Source organism: Rhizobium sp. BK661 (assembly GCF_024808825.1).
Classification (GTDB): domain Bacteria; phylum Pseudomonadota; class Alphaproteobacteria; order Rhizobiales; family Rhizobiaceae; genus Rhizobium.
In genome coordinates this window covers 149,565-167,784 of sequence record NZ_JANTYT010000002.1, presented here as the reverse complement: position 1 = coordinate 167,784, position 18,220 = coordinate 149,565, and the positions used below count along the sequence as shown (strand labels likewise).

The 18,220-nt window shown below is 61.1% G+C and carries 19 protein-coding genes; 17 read left to right on the top strand and 2 right to left on the bottom strand.

Annotated features, from left to right (window positions below; translation table 11 throughout):
* The 7 genes from FHX16_RS07130 (at position 1) to FHX16_RS07100 (ending at position 5,632) form a co-directional block, all read left to right on the top strand.
* A complete protein-coding gene (locus FHX16_RS07130; protein WP_183755189.1) occupies positions 1-318 on the top strand; it encodes a YciI family protein in 318 nt (105 codons plus the stop codon).
* Between the two features lie 29 nt (positions 319-347).
* The gene (gene odhB, locus FHX16_RS07125; protein WP_183863701.1) at positions 348-1,589 is read left to right on the top strand and encodes a 2-oxoglutarate dehydrogenase complex dihydrolipoyllysine-residue succinyltransferase; all 1,242 of its coding nucleotides are present in this window, start codon (positions 348-350) and stop codon (positions 1,587-1,589) included.
* A 78-nt stretch (positions 1,590-1,667) separates the two neighbouring features.
* Positions 1,668-2,192: a hypothetical protein gene (locus FHX16_RS07120; RefSeq protein WP_405049269.1), complete on the top strand. Its 525-nt coding sequence runs from the start codon at positions 1,668-1,670 to the stop codon at positions 2,190-2,192.
* Positions 2,189-2,941, top strand: coding sequence for an SDR family oxidoreductase (locus FHX16_RS07115; protein ID WP_183863699.1), 753 nt, complete (start codon positions 2,189-2,191; stop codon positions 2,939-2,941). Before FHX16_RS07120 ends, FHX16_RS07115 begins: the two co-directional genes overlap by 4 nt.
* A gap of 20 nt (positions 2,942-2,961) precedes the next feature.
* Complete coding sequence (locus FHX16_RS07110; protein ID WP_183863698.1) at positions 2,962-3,600, top strand: LysE family translocator; 639 nt, start codon at positions 2,962-2,964, stop codon at positions 3,598-3,600.
* Positions 3,601-3,626: 26 nt separating this feature from the next.
* Entirely contained in the window at positions 3,627-5,033 is a 1,407-nt protein-coding gene (lpdA, locus tag FHX16_RS07105; protein WP_183863697.1) for a dihydrolipoyl dehydrogenase, read from the top strand.
* A 95-nt stretch (positions 5,034-5,128) separates the two neighbouring features.
* Positions 5,129-5,632, top strand: a complete 504-nt coding sequence (locus FHX16_RS07100; RefSeq protein WP_259126869.1) for a cytochrome b — start codon at positions 5,129-5,131, stop codon at positions 5,630-5,632.
* On the opposite strand, the gene FHX16_RS07095 is transcribed toward FHX16_RS07100, so the two are convergent.
* Entirely contained in the window at positions 5,629-6,708 is a 1,080-nt protein-coding gene (locus FHX16_RS07095; RefSeq protein ID WP_183863695.1) for a TraB/GumN family protein, read from the bottom strand. The two genes, FHX16_RS07100 and FHX16_RS07095, sit on opposite strands and share 4 nt — an antisense overlap.
* Positions 6,709-6,788: 80 nt before the next feature.
* Positions 6,789-7,724, bottom strand: coding sequence for a tyrosine recombinase XerC (locus FHX16_RS07090; RefSeq protein ID WP_183863694.1), 936 nt, complete (start codon positions 7,722-7,724; stop codon positions 6,789-6,791).
* Between the two features lie 141 nt (positions 7,725-7,865).
* Between FHX16_RS07090 and FHX16_RS07085 the strand changes: the two genes are divergently transcribed.
* The 10 genes from FHX16_RS07085 (at position 7,866) to FHX16_RS07040 (ending at position 18,090) form a co-directional block, all read left to right on the top strand.
* Complete coding sequence (locus FHX16_RS07085) at positions 7,866-8,813, top strand: GNAT family N-acetyltransferase (protein WP_183863693.1); 948 nt, start codon at positions 7,866-7,868, stop codon at positions 8,811-8,813.
* 21 nt (positions 8,814-8,834) lie between these two features.
* Positions 8,835-9,971: an AAA family ATPase gene (locus FHX16_RS07080; RefSeq protein ID WP_183863692.1), complete on the top strand. Its 1,137-nt coding sequence runs from the start codon at positions 8,835-8,837 to the stop codon at positions 9,969-9,971.
* A gap of 60 nt (positions 9,972-10,031) precedes the next feature.
* The gene (locus tag FHX16_RS07075; RefSeq protein ID WP_183863691.1) at positions 10,032-12,248 is read left to right on the top strand and encodes a primosomal protein N'; all 2,217 of its coding nucleotides are present in this window, start codon (positions 10,032-10,034) and stop codon (positions 12,246-12,248) included.
* A gap of 77 nt (positions 12,249-12,325) precedes the next feature.
* The gene (locus tag FHX16_RS07070) at positions 12,326-12,715 is read left to right on the top strand and encodes a DUF4345 domain-containing protein (RefSeq protein WP_183755201.1); all 390 of its coding nucleotides are present in this window, start codon (positions 12,326-12,328) and stop codon (positions 12,713-12,715) included.
* Positions 12,716-12,975: 260 nt separating this feature from the next.
* On the top strand, positions 12,976-13,536 hold the full coding sequence (locus FHX16_RS07065) for a F0F1 ATP synthase subunit delta (protein ID WP_183863690.1): 561 nt from the start codon (positions 12,976-12,978) through the stop codon (positions 13,534-13,536).
* Positions 13,536-15,065 carry a F0F1 ATP synthase subunit alpha gene (gene atpA / locus FHX16_RS07060; RefSeq protein ID WP_016556568.1) on the top strand — a complete coding sequence of 510 codons (1,530 nt, stop codon included), beginning with the start codon at positions 13,536-13,538 and terminating at the stop codon, positions 15,063-15,065. Before FHX16_RS07065 ends, atpA begins: the two co-directional genes overlap by 1 nt.
* Before the next feature lie 25 nt (positions 15,066-15,090).
* Positions 15,091-15,975 (top strand): F0F1 ATP synthase subunit gamma, encoded by an 885-nt coding sequence (locus FHX16_RS07055; RefSeq protein ID WP_183863689.1) that lies wholly within the window; start codon positions 15,091-15,093, stop codon positions 15,973-15,975.
* A gap of 23 nt (positions 15,976-15,998) precedes the next feature.
* Entirely contained in the window at positions 15,999-17,447 is a 1,449-nt protein-coding gene (gene atpD / locus FHX16_RS07050; RefSeq protein ID WP_183863688.1) for a F0F1 ATP synthase subunit beta, read from the top strand.
* Positions 17,447-17,683, top strand: coding sequence for a hypothetical protein (locus tag FHX16_RS07045; RefSeq protein WP_016556565.1), 237 nt, complete (start codon positions 17,447-17,449; stop codon positions 17,681-17,683). Before atpD ends, FHX16_RS07045 begins: the two co-directional genes overlap by 1 nt.
* Complete coding sequence (locus FHX16_RS07040; protein WP_016556564.1) at positions 17,683-18,090, top strand: F0F1 ATP synthase subunit epsilon; 408 nt, start codon at positions 17,683-17,685, stop codon at positions 18,088-18,090. The genes FHX16_RS07045 and FHX16_RS07040 overlap by 1 nt, the downstream gene beginning before the upstream one ends.
* Positions 18,091-18,220 lie beyond the last annotated feature (130 nt).

The following is an 18,220-nucleotide window of genomic DNA, read 5'->3' as shown; positions in this document are numbered from 1 at the left end:
ATGGCATATTTCTTCCTCAGACTTGTGCCGCCTCGCCCTCGTTTCCCGCATGACGCGACCGGGGAGGAAATGGCCGCGATGAAACGCCATGCCGCCTACTGGCACCAGAACGCAGAAGAGGGATCGGCGATCGCCGTCGGTCCCGTCTTCGAGGGTGAAGGGGGCTGGGGCATGGCAGTGGTCTCGGTGGAGGATCAGCAGGCAGCGCAGGCAATGGCCGACGCCGATCCGATCATCCAGTCCGGTTACGGGTTTCGCTTCGACATATTGCCAATGCCCTCGATCATTCTCCGGCCATTCGCTGCCGGAAACGAATAAACGAACACAAGCAAATCAGGATTTGAACAATGGCCACAGAAATCCGCGTTCCAACTCTCGGTGAATCCGTCAGCGAGGCAACCGTCGGCACCTGGTTCAAGAAGGTTGGCGACGCCATCAAGGCCGACGAGCCGATTCTCGAGCTTGAAACCGACAAGGTGACCATCGAAGTACCGGCTCCGGCTTCGGGCACGCTGTCCGAAATCGTTGCCCAGGCTGGCGAAACCGTCGGTCTCGGCGCACTGCTCGGCCAGATCGCCGCGGGCGCCGGCGCTGCCGCCGCCCAGGCTCCTGCTCCCGCCGCAACTCCGGCAAAGGTAGCCGAACCGGCTGTTGCAGCCGCCGCTGCTCCGGCAGCAGCTGCTTCTGCGATGCCGCCGGCCCCGGCTGCCGCCAAGATGCTCGCCGAGAACAACCTGTCGGCAGATCAGATCGATGGATCAGGCAAGCGCGGGCAGGTTCTGAAGGGTGATGTGATCGCCGCTGTTGCCAAGGGCATCTCCGCTCCGGCAGCCGCTGCAGCACCTGCCGTTCCGGCTGCCGCTCGTGGCCCGTCGACGGTCGAGGATGCGGCTCGCGAAGAGCGCGTGAAGATGACGCGCCTGCGCCAGACGATCGCCAAGCGCCTGAAGGACGCGCAGAACACCGCCGCCATGCTCACCACCTACAACGAGGTGGACATGAAGGCGGTCATGGACCTGCGCGCCAAGTACAAGGACGTCTTCGAAAAGAAGCACGGCGTGAAGCTCGGCTTCATGGGCTTCTTCACCAAGGCCATCACGCACGCGCTGAAGGAGCTGCCGGCCGTCAACGCCGAGATTGACGGCACCGACATCATCTACAAGAACTTCTGCCACATCGGCATGGCCGTCGGCACCGACAAGGGCCTCGTCGTCCCAGTCATCCGCGACGCCGACCAGATGTCGATCGCTGAGGTCGAAAAGGAACTGGCGCGTCTGGCAAAGGCTGCCCGCGACGGCTCGCTGTCGATGGCCGACATGCAGGGCGGCACCTTCACGATCACCAATGGCGGCGTCTACGGCTCGCTGATGTCCTCGCCGATCCTGAACGCGCCGCAGTCCGGTATCCTCGGCATGCACAAGATTCAGGACCGTCCGGTTGTCGTCGGCGGCCAGATCGTCATCCGTCCGATGATGTATCTCGCGCTCTCCTACGATCACCGCATCGTCGACGGCAAGGAAGCCGTGACCTTCCTCGTTCGAGTCAAGGAAAGCCTGGAAGATCCGGAGCGTCTGGTTCTCGATCTCTAAGCATTCGACTGGGCCGCGTGAGCGGCCCTTTCCACCTCAGCGGGGCGCGTAATGTCGCTGGCAATCTCCACAAGGCGTATGATCATGAAGCCTCCCCTTGCTAAAGGCGGGGTGGGAGCCTTGTTCGCGCTTTTGCTGCTGTCACCCGTGATGGCTGTGGCTGCTCCTGGCTGCCGGCAGGCGAGTGCGGTCTATGCCGACCGGGATGGCGCCTACGAGCTTCGCTTTACGCCAATAAATTCGGACGCGGCGGCTGCCAGCAATCGGTTCACGCTCAAGGTCCTCAAGACGTCGATCGAGCTGGACGGCTATGTCATGCCATTCAACGATCCGGAACGCGCCGTCGGTATCCTGATGTTCAAATGCCCCGGCGGTGACGTGACCGGCGCGGATCTGGACGCCTGTACGATCTGGCGGGGCGCGGTCTATAGCGTAAACGCCAAGGGCGAGATCGATAATTTGCAGCCCGAAGCCGCAGCCGCCGCTGAGAACGTCTTTCTGCCGGGTGTCGGCCCGGCGATCCGCCAATCGCAGATATGGGGCAACGGCAAGGCGACGGTTGCGCCGTGGGATGTCCTGGCATTCAAGGAGTGCGCGAAATGACAGAACGACCGGTTCTTCTCGTTACCGGTGGCAGCCGAGGCATCGGTGCGGCCGTCAGCCGCCTCGCTGCCCGCCAGGGCTGGAACGTCGCCGTCAACTACGCCGCGAACCGCGCTGCCGCCGACGCTATCGTCTCTGATGTCAAGGCAGAGGGTGGCGATGCCATCGCGATCAAGGGCGATGTCGGCAGCGCGCAGGATATCGTTTCGATGTTCCAGACTGTCGACAAGCACTTCGGGCGGCTGGATGGACTGGTCAACAATGCCGGCATCGTCGATGCCCAGCAGCGCGTCGACGAGATGAGCGTCGAGCGACTTGAACGGATGATGCGCGTCAACGTGACCGGCTCGATCCTCTGCGCTGCCGAAGCCGTCCGCCGCATGTCGTCGAGGCATGGCGGCAAGGGCGGGGCGATCGTCAACATCTCGTCGATGGCAGCAGTTCTGGGCTCGGCCTCGCAGTATGTCGACTACGCCGCATCGAAGGCCGCGATCGATACCTTCACCATCGGCCTGTCGCGAGAAGTGGCAAACGAGGGCGTGCGCGTGAACGCCATCCGCCCCGGCGTCATCGATACCGACATTCATGCATCCGGCGGCCTGCCGAACCGCGCACGAGATCTCGCGCCGAGCATTCCGATGCAGAGGCCCGGTACGGCAGAGGAGATCGCCGATGCGGCCCTCTACCTTCTCTCGCCGACGGCTTCCTATATAACGGGCGCCATACTCAACGTCAGCGGCGGCCGTTAGGACGCGGAGACCATATCGCCATGCAATACTTCTTCGAATTTCTCGGCCTCATGGCCGTCTTTTCGATCTTCATCGTCGTACCGGGCGCCGACTTTGCGGTCATCCTGCGCCAGAGCATCGTGCACGGCCGCGGTGCCGCCATGATGACCGGCCTCGGCATGGGTTTTTCGCTGCTCTTTCACATCAGCTACACGATACTCGGCCTCGGCCTGATCGTCTCCAAATCGCTGATGCTGTTTGCCATGATCAAGTGGGCGGGCGTCGCCTATCTCGTCTACCTCGGCATCAAATCCTTCCGCGAGCCGGGCTTCAAGGTCAATCAGATCGAGGTGACGGAGGAAGACCGCAGGCCGATCTCGGCGCTCAAGTGTCTCGGCATGGGTTTCATCACCAACGCGCTCAATCCGAAGCCAGTCCTGTTTTTCCTGTCGCTGTTCTCGACGCTGGTGCATCACGATACCCCGGCACTGATCCAGTTCAGCTATGGCATCGGCATGGCCACCGCGCTCGTCGCCTGGTTCGCCGGCGTCTCCACCTTCTTCACCGTTAAACCCATTCGCGACCGCTTCATCGCAAGCGGCAAATGGTTCAACCGCATCACCGGCGCCGCTCTGGTCGGCTTCGGTTTCCGCCTCGCGCTCGCCCGCGCGGCTGACTAAGCAAATAACGAAAGGGAAAAGAAACAATGTCCTACGATGTGATCGTTATCGGAACCGGCCCCGGCGGCTATGTTGCTGCCATCAAGGCAGCCCAGCTCGGCCTCAAGGTCGCCGTCGTCGAAAAGCGGGCAACCTTCGGCGGCACCTGCCTGAACGTTGGCTGCATCCCGTCCAAGGCGCTGCTGCATGCCTCCGAAATGTTCCATCAGGCCGGCCACGGCATGGATGCGCTCGGCATCGAGGTCGCCGCTCCAAAGCTGAACCTTGAAAAGATGCTGGCGCACAAGGATGCGACTGTGAAGGCCAATGTCGACGGCGTTGCCTTCCTCTTCAAGAAGAACAAGATCGATGCTTTCCAGGGCACCGGCAAGATCGTTTCGGCGGGCAAGGTTTCCGTGACCGCCGAAGACGGCAAGGTGCAGGAAATCGAAGGCAAGAACATCGTCATCGCCACCGGTTCCGACGTCGCCGGCATTCCCGGCGTCAAGGTCGATATCGACGAGAAGGTGATCATTTCCTCGACAGGCGCAATTGCGCTTGAGAAGGTGCCGGAAACGATGATCGTCGTCGGCGGTGGCGTCATCGGCCTTGAGCTCGGGTCGGTCTGGTCGCGCCTCGGCGCCAAGGTCACGGTTGTCGAATATCTCGACACGATTCTCGGCGGCATGGATGGCGAAGTCTCCAAGCAATTCCAGCGGATGCTCGCCAAGCAGGGCGTCGCCATCAACCTCAGCTCCAAGGTGACGGGCGTTGAGAAGGGTGGCAAGGGTGCCAAGGTGACCTTCGAGCCGGTCAAGGGCGGTGATGCACAGACACTCGAAGCCGAGGTCGTTCTGATTGCGACCGGCCGCACGCCCTACACGGCCGGCCTTGGCCTTGAAGAAGCCGGCGTCAAGCTCGATAACCGTGGCCGCGTCGAAATCGACGGTCACTTCCGGACCAACGTTGCCGGCATCTACGCGATCGGCGACGTGGTGAAGGGTCCGATGCTGGCTCACAAGGCGGAAGACGAAGGCGTCGCACTCGCCGAAATTCTCGCCGGCCAGCATGGCCATGTGAACTATGACGTCATCCCAAGTGTCGTCTACACTCAGCCTGAGGTCGCTTCCGTCGGCAAGACCGAGGAAGAGCTGAAGGCCGCTGGTATCGCCTATAAGGTCGGCAAGTTCCCGTTCACGGCAAACGGCCGCGCCCGCGCAATGCTTGCCACCGATGGTTTCGTGAAGATCCTGTCCGACAAGGAAACCGATCGCGTTCTCGGCGGCCACATCGTCGGCTTCGGCGCCGGCGAGATGATCCACGAGATCGCCGTTCTGATGGAGTTCGGTGGTTCCGCGGAAGATCTCGGCCGTACCTGCCACGCACACCCGACCATGTCGGAAGCGGTCAAGGAAGCGGCTCTCGCCGCCTTCTTCAAGCCGATCCATATGTAATATTAAATTTCGGCAATGTGCGAACGGCTGCTTGTCTCCCGACAGGTGGCCGTTTTACTTTTGAATGGTTCTAAAGTCGTTCGAAAGGAGAGCCGATGCAATCCGCACCCGTCGATGCTTACAGCTTGCCGCAACGCCTGCTTCACTGGGGTATGGCACTGCTCATCTTCTTCAACCTCCTATTTCCTGACGGCATGAACGAATGGCATCGCGCCATGCGTCGCACCGGCATTGCCACTGCCGACCAGGTCGCGGCGGCCAACATTCACGCCTATGTCGGTATTGCCATTCTGGCGCTCGCGATTATCCGGGTTTGCCTGCGTTTTTCCCAGGGTGCACCGATCGAAATCGCGGGCGAGCCTGCAATATTTCGCCTCGCGGCCAAGGTCGTGCACTTCGGCCTTTATGCCTTCATCTTCGTGATGCCGCTAACTGGAATTGCCGCCTATTATTTTGGGATGGATGCCGTCGGATCGCTTCACGCCGATGTGCTGAAGGTCGTCCTCTGGGTGTTTGTCGCGGCGCATGTCGCGGGCGCGCTCGTTCACCAGTTCTATTGGAAGACCAATGTTCTCAAGCGTATGACCGTCGGGCGCTAGTTAACGGCGGTGACGGTGAAGCCTTGATTGCGCAACAGTTCGATCACGCCGCCGTCGCCTGGTAGGTGCAGGGCGCCGACGGCCATGAAGACGTTGCCCTTGGCGAGGATCGGCGCGGCGCGCTCGGCCATCACCTTGTTGCGATCAAGGATGATGCGCTGCTCGAAGGCGGCGTAGTCGCTATCTTCGTCCTCGCCGTCGGGTGACACGGTCTTCAGCATGGGGATCGTCATGCCGATATCACCGGAAAGATAGAGATCGGTCATGGTCTCGACGACATCGTTCATCTTAGAACCGAGAGCCAGCGTTTCGATCAGCGATTTCAGGTGGAACTCGGTGGGCAGCTCAGCCATTGCCTGCAGTTGTTCGGCCAGCGTTTCGAGGCCCTTGACCTGCTTGCCCGCAGCGGCGGCATCCGCCGCGATTTTCTGGTCGAGGAATTGAACGCCTTTCGCCTTGCGAGCCATTTCGCAGCCGGGAAGGGCAACCACGCTCGAGATCATCCAAGGGCGCATGCGAGAAACCGCCGCAAGCGGGATGCCGCGCAGCTTCAGACCGGCTTCCAGCCGCGTATAGTCGTCGCGGGAAAGAAGCTTCTCGATGGTCGTGCCGTCGGTGAACATCGTCAGTTCCGGCCGTATCAGCAGCGCAGCCGCCGCCTTCTTTTCGTCGAGGATCTCGTCGGATTCAATGATGATGGTATCGGCAGCATCATGGGCAGTCTGCGCGCGCGGCGGCAAGTTCAGCACGCGGGGATCGGTCACATGCATACTGCCAAGCAGCCAGGACGGCGCTATCCCCGCCTTCTCGATTCTCCAGAAAATGCCCTTGCCGTTCGGCACGGCATCGGCCTCCTTCACGACTTCGGCGTATCGGGCGGGATCACTCTGTTTGAGATCGGTCAGGATGTTGTGGCCGGTACAGGCATCGTCGCTCGCGGCAGCCACCGGCGACACCGAAAACAGCACGGCGATCAGGGTTGCCGCAAGCAGCATGTGAAACGCGGCAATCAGCCAGAGAAGGATATTGCCCGGCAATGCAATGAGCAGGCTGCGACGGCCGATGGAGATCGTCATGGTGGTGTTCCGGTCACTATGATCGCCAAGCCTACGCCCAGCGTGCGGATATTCCTTTAAGAGAAGCCGTTAACAAAAGATTACGCCCGAGGATGGGCACGGTCGTAAACTTCAAGCAATCGTGAGGAATCCACACCTGTATAGACCTGGGTGGTGGAAAGGCTGGCGTGGCCGAGCAATTCCTGGATGGTTCTGAGGTCACCGCCGCCGGCCAACAGGTGGGTCGCAAAGGAATGGCGCAGCGCATGCGGTGTCGCCGTTTCGGGAAGGCCGAAGGCGCTGCGCATCTTCTGCATGGTGCGCTGAATGATCGCAGCCTGCAGCTTGCCGCCGCGCGCGCCACGGAAAAGGGGCTCGTTGCCTTCGAGGTGATAGGGGCAGAGCGCCCGGTATTTCTCGACGGCGTCGAAGACCAGGGTCAGCAGCGGCACAAGGCGGGTCTTGTTGCCCTTGCCGGTGATGCGCAGCGTGGCAGCACCGCGGTTGAAATCGCCGGGCGTCAGATCGAGGGCTTCAGAGATGCGCAGTCCGCAGCCATAGAGCAGAGCAAAGACGGCGGCGTCGCGGGCGGCGATCCAGGGCTCCTCGTGCAACTGCGCCTCGTCGCTGACGACGTTGATGGCTTGCCGGTCGGATAACGGCTTCGGCAGCGATTTGGGTTGTTTCGGCGAGCGGATTGCGCCAACGCCGGCGGCATTTACCAGCCCCTTCCTTTCCAGGTAACGCAGCAGTGAACGCAGCCCGGCCAGATTGCGGCCAAGCGAACGGGCACCGGAGCCTTCCTTGCGCCGTGCGGCCAGGAACGCACGGAAGTCGGCAGGCCTGAGTGCGTGGATATCTTTCAGCGTTGCGGGCCCGCCGAGGTGCCCAGTCAGAAAGGTCAGGAACTGACGCGTATCACGCTCGTAGGCATCGAGCGTGTGCTCTGAAAGGCGTCGTTCGCGCGCGAGGCTATCGAGCCAAGCCGAGCGCTCGGCCATCAGGCGTGGGTCGGCGATGATCAGGAGTTCGTTCACGTATTCGGCCTTGAATTTGCCAATCCTGCCGCCAATTCTGAGGGAGCGATAGTTATGGAATTCCTAATGCCGGCCAAGTGCTTGTCATGCTCCCATCATATCATTCCACGTAACCGGTTTCCCAACGACGCAGGATCTTGAATGCCACGGCGCCAACCCACGACCGCTTTTGGACAATTCGCGGAAGCGATCGCACTCGTCTCCCATGGCAAGCCGGGTCACATCGTCGACACGTTGATCGCCGAACGCGGGCAGCGGATCGTGAAGCATCCGCTTTGGCCGATCATGCGGCCGTTTCTCTATACGCTGCTCCGCTACAACCGGGCGGTCAGCTTTGCCAACGATGTTGCGAACATGCCGGGTTTGCAGTGCTTCGAGTATATGAGCAACCTGCTGAACCTCGACATCAATGTCAGGCATGGCGACCGCATTCCCGAGACCGGCGGCTTCATTCTCGTCAGCAATCATCCGACCGGCATTGCCGATGGTGTCGCCGTCTTCGACCTCCTGAAGCATAAGCGACCGGATGTGATGGTGTTTGCGAACCGTGACGCCGTGCGCGTCAATCCGCGTTTTGCCGAGGTCATTATCCCCGTCGAGTGGCGCGAGGAGTACAAAAGCAAGCTCAAGACCCGCGAAACGCTGCAGATCACCAACCGTGCGGTCAGGGAAGGCAAGGCAACAGTGCTCTTTCCCTCTGGCCGCATCGCCTACTGGGCGAACGGACGGCTGAATGAACGCCCGTGGAAAACCTCGGCGGTCGGCCTTGCCCGCAAGTACAATCTGCCGATCCTTCCCGTTCATATGACGGCTCGGAACTCCGGCCTGTTCTACTGGCTTGCGAAATGGTCGACCGAGCTCCGGGACATGACCGTCTTCCACGAGCTCCTCAACAAGCGCGGCGATCGCTTCGACTTCGTGGTCGGCAACCCGATCCCCGTGGAACACCTCGACGGCGACATCAACGAGGTAACCAAGGCGCTGGAAGACCACACCGTCCACGCGCTTGCCGCGGATGGCGGAGCACAATTCCTGCCGCTGGTCCCGCCCGCGGAACGGGAACTGGCCAGCGCCCATTCAATTCGCTGATTGGATAGGCTAAAGCGAGGCATGCTGCTCCGCTCGATGTTTGCACAGAATTACCGGTCCCTGCGATCGATCCGTATGGATCTTTCCGGGATTAACCTCTTCATCGGCGAGAACGGCGTCGGAAAATCCAACCTCTACCGCGCTCTCCAGCTCATCCAAGCGGCAACGCGAGGGCGCCTGGCGCATGAGATCGCCGCCGAGGGCGGGATGTTTTCGGCGCTGTGGTCGGGCCCGCGCCGGGATGCCGACGGACCCTTCCGGATTCGCCTGGAAGCCGAACTTGTCGACGAGGAACGAGCGATTACCTTCCGTTATCGCGTCGAGGCCGGGTTGCGGCCGCCGGCGGCTGCGGCGGGATTTCCCTTTGAGCCTCAGATCAAGGCTGAAGAGTTGTCGATCGAGACGGGAACGCGGCCGGTGACGATGATGAAGCGTGCCGGCCCGGCCATTTCGGTTCGTGGACCGAATGGGCGGATGCAGGATTATCCGGAGCAGGCGCTGACATCGGAAACCGCGATCGCGCTGCTCGGTGATGCCGGCCAGTATCCCGAGATCGGAACGTTCCGCCGTGCAATCGACGGCTGGCGTTTCTTTCACGGCTTCCGGACTGATCGCCTGTCACCACTGCGCTCCCCTTGTCTTGCTGTCACCGCGCCGCTGCTCGATGAGGATGGCAGCAACATTGCTGCCGTCTTCGCGACGCTGGCGCATACGCGGGAGGATACGGTCGATCTCGATCGTGCCGTGGCCGCGGCCCTTGGCGGTGCGCGGCTCGTTATGCCGCTGCCCGAGGAGACGGCGTCTTTCGGCCTTTCCTTTTCCGAGTTTCCAAATCGGGTGTTCAAGCCGCGCGAGCTGTCGGACGGACAGATCCGCTTTCTGGGACTTGCGGCCGCACTGATGTCCTATCGGCTGCCGCCGCTGATTGCGCTCAACGAACCAGAGGCAAGCCTCCATCCCGACATGCTGCCCCCTCTGGCGGACATGATCGCGGAGGCCGCCAGCAGCAGCCAGATCTGGATCGTTACGCATTCCGAAGCGCTGGCGGCCGCCGTGCGCGAAAAATGCGGTGCCCGTGCTCGCCACGTGGTGCGGCAGGACGGCGCAACGTGGATCGAGGGCATGCGGCTAACGGGCGTTATCGATGACGACGAGTAAACCGGTGGCACCAGTCTTACAGGTTTTCTTTTCGTGTCGATCCGGGCATGGTCACGCCCGATGAGCACAGATTCGTCAGATCTCTTTGGAGCGTTGTTTGAGGCGCCGCCGGCAAACCGTACGGTTCCGGTGCTCGTTCCCATGCCCGCGCCGAAGCCATATTCATATGCAGTGCCGGAAGGGATGGCGGTCGAGCCCGGCTCGGTCGTGCAGGTGCCGCTCGGTCCGAGGCAGGTGATCGGCGTCGTCTGGGACGGTGGCGAGGACGGTGTCGACCCGAAGAAGCTCAGGCCGATCAGTCATGTCTTCGATTGCCCGCCGCTGACCAAGGAGATGCGCGATTTCATCGACTGGGTGGCGAGTTACACACTTTCTCCACCTGGGCTCGTGGCGCGGATGGCGCTGCGTGCACCCAACGCCTTCGAGCCCGAGCCGATGGTGGAGGGATTGCGCTTCGCCGGCGGCGCGCCGGAACGGATGACGCCGGCGCGCGCCCGGGTGCTGGATATTGCCGGGGATGGCTTGTCCTGGACGCGAAGCGGGCTGGCCCACGCCGCCGGTGTGTCGACCAGCGTCGTTGATGGTTTGATCAGTCAGGGCATTTTCGAGACGGTGTTCCTGCCGCCCCCGCCAGTGGTCGCCAGACCGGATCCGGATTTTGTGGCCGCGCGGCTCGAAGGTCCCCAGAAGGAAGCGGCGAACGAGATCCTCTCCGAAGTTCGAAAGGGCGAGTTCGCAGTCTCGCTGATCGACGGAGTTACCGGTTCGGGCAAGACCGAAGTCTATTTCGAAGCGATCGCGGAAACGCTGAAGCGCGGCAAGCAGGTGTTGATTCTCCTTCCGGAGATTGCCTTGACGGCCAGCTTTCTGGAGCGGTTCCAGGATCGCTTCGGCGCCAAGCCGGCGGAATGGCATTCCGATCTGGCGCCACGCATGCGCGAAAAGGTCTGGCGTCAGGCAGTCACGGGCGAGGTTCGCGTCGTCGCCGGCGCGCGCTCGGCGCTGTTCCTGCCTTTCGAGGACCTTGGGCTGATCATCGTCGATGAAGAACACGATCCCGCTTACAAGCAGGAAGATCGTGTCTATTACAATGCGCGCGACATGGCGGTCGTGCGCGCCCGCATTGGCGATTTCCCGGTGGTTCTGGTTTCGGCCACGCCGTCGGTCGAGAGCCAGGTCAATGGGCAGAGCGGGCGTTACAGCACCATTCACATGCCGACCCGCTTCGGTGACGCGGCGCTGCCGGATCTGCATCTCATCGACATGCGCCGTCATGCGCCCGAGCGCGGCGGCTTCCTCTCGCCAGTGCTGATTCGAGCGATCGGCAAGACGGTTGAGAAGCAGCAACAGGCGCTTCTTTTCCTGAACCGGCGGGGCTACGCGCCGCTGACGCTTTGCCGCGTTTGTGGTCACCGCTTCCAATGCCCGCAATGCTCCAGCTGGCTCGTCGAGCATCGATTCAAGAGGCAGCTGCAATGCCATCAGTGCGGTCATGCCGAGCGGACGCCGGAAGCCTGTCCCGAATGTGGCACACTTGATCACCTCGTTGCCTGCGGGCCGGGCGTCGAGCGTATCGCCGAAGAGGTGGAACGTCATTTTCCCGAGGCACGGACGATCGTGCTCTCGTCCGACATGATGGGCGGCGTCAAACGGTTGCGTCTTGAGCTCGAAGCCATCGCCAAGGGCGAGGCCGATATCGTCATCGGGACGCAGCTTGTCGCCAAGGGTCACAATTTCCCGCTGATGACGCTGGTTGGCATCGTCGATGCCGACCTCGGCCTTGCCAACGGCGATCCACGCGCCGCCGAGCGGACCTTCCAGCTCCTGTCGCAGGTGACAGGCCGCGCCGGGCGTACCGGCCTGAAGAGCCACGGACTGTTACAGACCTACCAGCCGCAGCATCCGGTTATGCAAGCGATCGTCTCCGGCGATGCGAGCGCATTCTACGAACGCGAGATCGCCGAACGCGAGCGCGCCATTCTTCCCCCTTTCGGACGGTTGGCATCGATCATCGTCTCGGCGGAAGCGCGCCACGATGCGGAAAACCATGCCCGCGGGATCAGGAACGCGGCACCTCATGTCTCTGGCATCGCCGTCCTCGGCCCGGCGGAAGCGCCACTTGCCCTGGTGCGCGGCCGCTATCGCTTTCGGCTTCTCGTACACGGGCGGCGGAACTCCGACATGCAGGCGTTTCTGAGGACTATGCTTGCGCAGGCGCCGAAGGAGCGTGGGTCGGTGCATGTACAGCTCGACGTCGACCCTCAAAGCTTCCTGTAGATCGCTGCCTTGCGGGCTTTTGTCCGGCACGGCAATCATGCCATAAGGACGGCGAAGCAGGGGATTCGGGGTCGACTATGGATTTTTATTTTCCGACGGAGTTTGGCGAACAACTCGCCTTCGGAGCGGCCGCTTTCACGGCGCTTGTGGGCTTTGTCATCATGTTTGCGCCGGGATACGCGATGCGGCTGTTCGGCATCATGCCTCGCGAGGGTCGGCGTGACGGTTATGCGGAGCAACGCTCCGTCGGCGGCTTCTATCTCGGCTTCGGCCTCTCGGCCATCATGCTGGCGCAGAACTGGATCTACATGGCGCTCGGCGGCGCCTTCGCCATGGCGGCGTTTGCACGCATCATTTCGCTCCTTTCAGATAAGGGGAGCACAATTCTCAACTATTTACTCCTGGTTGTGCAAATCATTCTGGCGGCGCTTCCTCTCGCCTATGTTTTCGGTTTCTTTTCCGCTTGAGTTGAGCGGATATCGCTCGCGCTAAGCTCTTCCCTGCCGGGGCTCGAGCATTTTTGCGTTAGAAATCGATAGGAAAGCAGTATTCGGGCGTTACGCGTGTTGCGAGTCCGAACATCCTATGTTAGACGGACCCCGAATTTCGGAAGAAGCAAGAGGCTTTTCTTGCGATTTCTGGGGGAAATCATAACGAATTCAAGATTATAGGTCAGGCGCCCGCCGAGGACCGGATTCTTGGGTTGAAATCAGGGAAATTTGGGCCAGTGGCAGACACATCCCAGCTTACTTCTGGTGTTGCAGAGCGCTATGCCTCGTCGTTGTTCGAGCTTGCGCTCGAGCAGGGCGCCGTTGAGGTCGTCACCAAGGACCTCGATCGGTTCCAGGCGATGCTCGACGAGAGCGAAGACCTGAAGCGTTTCGTTTCGAGCCCTGTTTTCTCGGCCGACGATCAGCTCAAGGCAATCATTGCCATCAGTGAGAAGGCTGGCATCAGCGGCTTCTTCGCGAATTTCCTGAAGGTCGTGGCGCGTAACCGTCGCCTCTTTGCCCTCCCGGGCATGATCAAGGCCTTCCGCATCATTGCTGCAAACCAGCGTGGCGAAATCACTGCCGACGTTACTGCGGCGCATGCGCTCACTGCAGCGCAGGAAACTGAATTGAAGGCGGCGCTCAAGGGCGTCACCGGCAAAGACGTGGCGATCAACGTCACGGTTGATCCGTCAATTCTTGGTGGTCTGATCGTGAAGGTCGGGTCCCGTCAGATTGATACGTCTCTTCGTACAAAACTCTCTACCCTTAAGCTTGCATTGAAAGAGGTCGGCTGATGGATATCCGCGCTGCGGAAATTTCCGCAATTCTCAAAGACCAGATCAAAAACTTCGGTAAAGAGGCAGAAGTCTCGGAAGTCGGTCAGGTTCTCTCCGTCGGTGACGGTATCGCTCGCGTTTACGGTCTGGACAATGTTCAGGCAGGCGAAATGGTCGAATTCCCCGGTGGCATCCGTGGTATGGCGCTGAACCTGGAATCGGACAACGTCGGTGTTGTTATTTTCGGTTCGGACCGCGACATCAAGGAAGGCGACACCGTCAAGCGGACCGGCGCCATCGTTGACGTTCCGGTTGGTCCGGAGCTGCTCGGCCGCGTTGTCGACGCTCTCGGCAACCCGATCGACGGCAAGGGCCCGATCAACGCGACCCGCCGTGCGCGCGTCGACGTCAAGGCTCCTGGTATCATTCCGCGTAAGTCGGTTCATGAGCCGATGTCGACCGGCCTCAAGGCCATCGACGCGCTCATCCCGGTCGGTCGTGGCCAGCGCGAGCTCGTCATCGGTGACCGCCAGACCGGCAAGACCGCGATCATTCTCGACACGATTCTGAACCAGAAGGCCATTCACGACAACGGCCCGGACGGCGACAAGCTGTTCTGCGTCTACGTCGCTATCGGCCAGAAGCGTTCGACCGTTGCCCAGTTCGTCAAGGTTCTCGAAGAACGCGGCGCAATGAAGTACTCGATCGTCGTTGCTGCAACGGCTTCCGATCCGGCTCCGATGCAGTACCTGGCACCGTTCGCCGGCTGCACGATGGGCGAATTCTTCCGCGACAACGGTCAGCACGCGCTGATCGGCTACGACGACCTGTCCAAGCAGGCTGTTGCTTATCGCCAGATGTCGCTGCTGCTGCGCCGCCCGCCGGGCCGCGAAGCTTATCCTGGCGACGTTTTCTACCTTCACTCGCGTCTCCTCGAGCGCGCTGCAAAGCTCTCCGACGAGAAGGGTGCTGGCTCTCTGACGGCTCTGCCTGTCATCGAAACCCAGGGCAACGACGTTTCGGCGTTCATTCCGACCAACGTGATCTCGATCACCGACGGCCAGATCTTCCTCGAAACCGACCTGTTCTACCAGGGCATTCGTCCGGCCGTTAACGTCGGTCTGTCGGTTTCGCGCGTTGGTTCAGCCGCTCAGGTCAAGGCCATGAAGCAGGTCGCCGGCTCGATCAAGGGCGAACTCGCCCAGTATCGCGAAATGGCCGCCTTCGCCCAGTTCGGTTCGGACCTCGATGCTTCCACGCAGCGCCTGCTCAACCGCGGTGCACGCCTGACCGAACTCCTGAAGCAGCCGCAGTTCTCGCCGCTGAAGACGGAAGAGCAGGTTGCGGTCATCTTCGCAGGTGTCAACGGCTACCTCGACAAGATCCCGGTCAACCAGGTCGGCAAGTTCGAACAGGGCCTGCTGTCGTACCTTCGCTCGGAAGGCTCGGCTATCCTCGACACGATCCGCACGGACAAGGCAATCAGCGACGATACGAAGGGCAAGCTCACGGCTGCCGTCGATAGCTTCGCGAAGTCCTTCGCCTAATCGGACCCCAAAGGACGGATAACGGATGCCTTCACTTAAGGATCTGAAAAACCGGATCGCCTCCGTCAAGGCGACGCAGAAGATCACCAAGGCGATGAAAATGGTCGCCGCGGCGAAGCTTCGGCGTGCCCAGGAGGCGGCCGAGGCCGCCCGTCCGTACTCGCAGCGCATGGGTGCCGTTCTGGCAAACATCGCCGGTGCGATGACGGAAGCCGACGGTGCGCCTGCGCTGATGACCGGCACCGGCAAGGACCAGGTTCACTTGCTGGTCGTCTGCACTGCCGAGCGCGGTCTGTGCGGCGGCTTCAACTCGCAGATCTCGCGTTTCGCGCGCGATCACGCTCGCAAGCTCATTGCTGAAGGCAAGACCGTCAAGTTCTTCACCGTCGGCAAGAAGGGTTACGACGTTCTGCGCCGTGAATTCGCCTCGCTCATCGCCGAGCGCAAGGAATTGCGCGACGTGAAGAAGGTCTCCTTCGAGAATGCGGATCAGATCGGCAAGCGCGTCATCGAGATGTTCGAAGCCGGCGAGTTCGACGTCTGCACGTTGTTCTATTCCGAATTCAAGTCGGTCATTTCGCAGGTTCCGACGGCACAGCAGCTCATCCCGGCATCGGCCCCCACGGCAGTTGTCCAGGATGCGGAGCATGCCGGCGCAGTCTACGAATACGAGCCGGATCCGGCATCGATCCTCGAGGATCTGATTCCGCGCAACATCTCGGTCCAGATTTTCCGCGCGCTCCTTGAGAACGTCGCCGGTGAAATGGGTGCCAAGATGAGCGCCATGGACAATGCAACGCGCAACGCTGGTGAAATGATCAACAAGCTGACGCTTTCCTACAACCGTCAGCGCCAGGCTCAGATCACCAAGGAACTCATTGAAATCATTTCGGGCGCGGAAGCGCTCTGAGGTTAGGGAAAGAGGGTAAGAAGATGGCTAAGGCAGCTACCCCCAAGAAGGCCGCGGCAGGCTCCGCCGGCAAGGTTACGCAGGTTATCGGCGCCGTCGTGGACGTTGCTTTCGAAGGCGAACTGCCGGCGATCTTGAACGCGCTCGAAACCACGAACGGCGGCAACCGCCTCGTGCTCGAAGTGGCGCAGCATCTTGGTGAAAACGAAGTCCGTACGATCGCCATGGACTCGACCGAAGGTCTGGTTCGCGGTCAGTCGGTTTCCGACACCGGTGGCCCGATCACTGTTCCGGTTGGTCCGGAAACGCTCGGCCGCATCATGAACGTCATCGGCGAGCCGGTTGACGAAGCTGGTCCACTCGTTACATCAGGCAAGCGCGCCATCCACCAGGATGCGCCTGCCTACGTCGACCAGTCGACCGAAGCACAGATCCTCGTTACCGGCATCAAGGTCGTTGACCTTCTCGCTCCTTACGCAAAGGGCGGCAAGATCGGCCTGTTCGGCGGCGCGGGCGTTGGCAAGACCGTTCTCATCATGGAACTGATCAACAACGTCGCCAAGGCGCATGGTGGTTACTCGGTCTTCGCAGGCGTGGGTGAACGTACCCGCGAAGGCAACGACCTTTACCACGAAATGATCGAGTCGGGCGTCAACAAGCATGGCGGTGGCGAAGGCTCGAAGGCAGCCCTCGTTTATGGCCAGATGAACGAACCGCCGGGCGCTCGCGCTCGCGTCGCTCTGACCGGTCTGACGATCGCTGAAGACTTCCGCGACAAGGGCCAGGACGTTCTGTTCTTCGTCGACAACATCTTCCGCTTCACCCAGGCAGGTTCGGAAGTGTCGGCTCTGCTCGGCCGTATTCCTTCCGCCGTTGGTTACCAGCCGACGCTCGCCACCGACATGGGCCAGATGCAGGAACGCATCACGACCACGACGACGGGCTCGATCACCTCGGTTCAGGCCATTTACGTTCCGGCCGACGACTTGACCGACCCTGCTCCGGCAACGTCGTTCGCCCACCTTGATGCAACGACCGTTCTGTCGCGCTCGATCGCTGAAAAGGGTATCTACCCGGCCGTTGACCCGCTCGACTCCACGTCGCGCATGCTCGACCCGATCGTCGTCGGCGAAGAGCACTACGAAGTGGCTCGTAAGGTTCAGTCGACGCTGCAGCGCTACAAGGCCCTGCAGGACATCATCGCGATCCTGGGCATGGACGAACTGTCCGAAGAGGACAAGCTGGCCGTTGCCCGCGCCCGCAAGATCGAGCGCTTCCTGTCGCAGCCGTTCTTCGTCGCTGAAGTCTTCACCGGTTCGCCGGGCAAGCTCGTAGCGCTCGAAGACACGATCAAGGGCTTCAAGGGCCTGGTCAACGGCGAATACGACCACCTGCCGGAAGCTGCCTTCTACATGGTCGGCTCGATGGAAGAAGCTATCGAGAAGGCCAAGAAGCTGTCCGCAGCTGCCTGATGAGCGACGCTCTCAACGAGATCTTCTGCTGCGACGCCCTTCGGGAGGTCGCAGCAGAGCTTCCCGCCCCTGCTGCCCCGACGATCTACAGATCGGACGACGGCAAGATGATGATGGTGGTGGGATTGATCCAGACCGAAGAGGGTCTTGGGTATCTTGATCAAGCGATAGTGCACTGCCCGTTCTGCGGGACCAATTTGCAAGATACAGAAGCTGCCGAGAAGGTAAGTCACTGATGGCTGACAATTTCAATTTTGAACTCGTATCTCCCGAGCGTCTGCTCCTTTCGGAGATGGTGACCGAAGTTGTCATTCCGGCAACCGACGGCGAGATGACCGTTATGGCGAACCACGCCCCGACGATGACGACGATCAAGCCAGGCATCGTCAGCGTTCGTTCGGCCAACGGCTCGAAGCAGGACTACGTTGTTTTCGGCGGTTTCGCCGACATTCTGCCGACAGGCTGCACGCTGCTGGCAGAGTCTGCCGTCATTGTTCAGGATCTCTCCAAGGACGAACTGACGCTGCGCATTGAGGCGGCACAAAGAGAAATCGCAGATGCCGTTCATCACGAGCACAAGTCGCGCCTCGAACACTACATCATGGAACTGACGCACCTTCGGGGTGTGATCGACCAAGACTAACCCGTGCCCGTCACGGTGTCATGAGGCGGCCTTTTAGGGCCGCCTTTTTGTTTTCCGGGACCCCTTGGCTCCCGGTGTTCCGATGGCCTTTCGGTCACGCGAACGTTCGGCTACAACACCTCAAGTTACA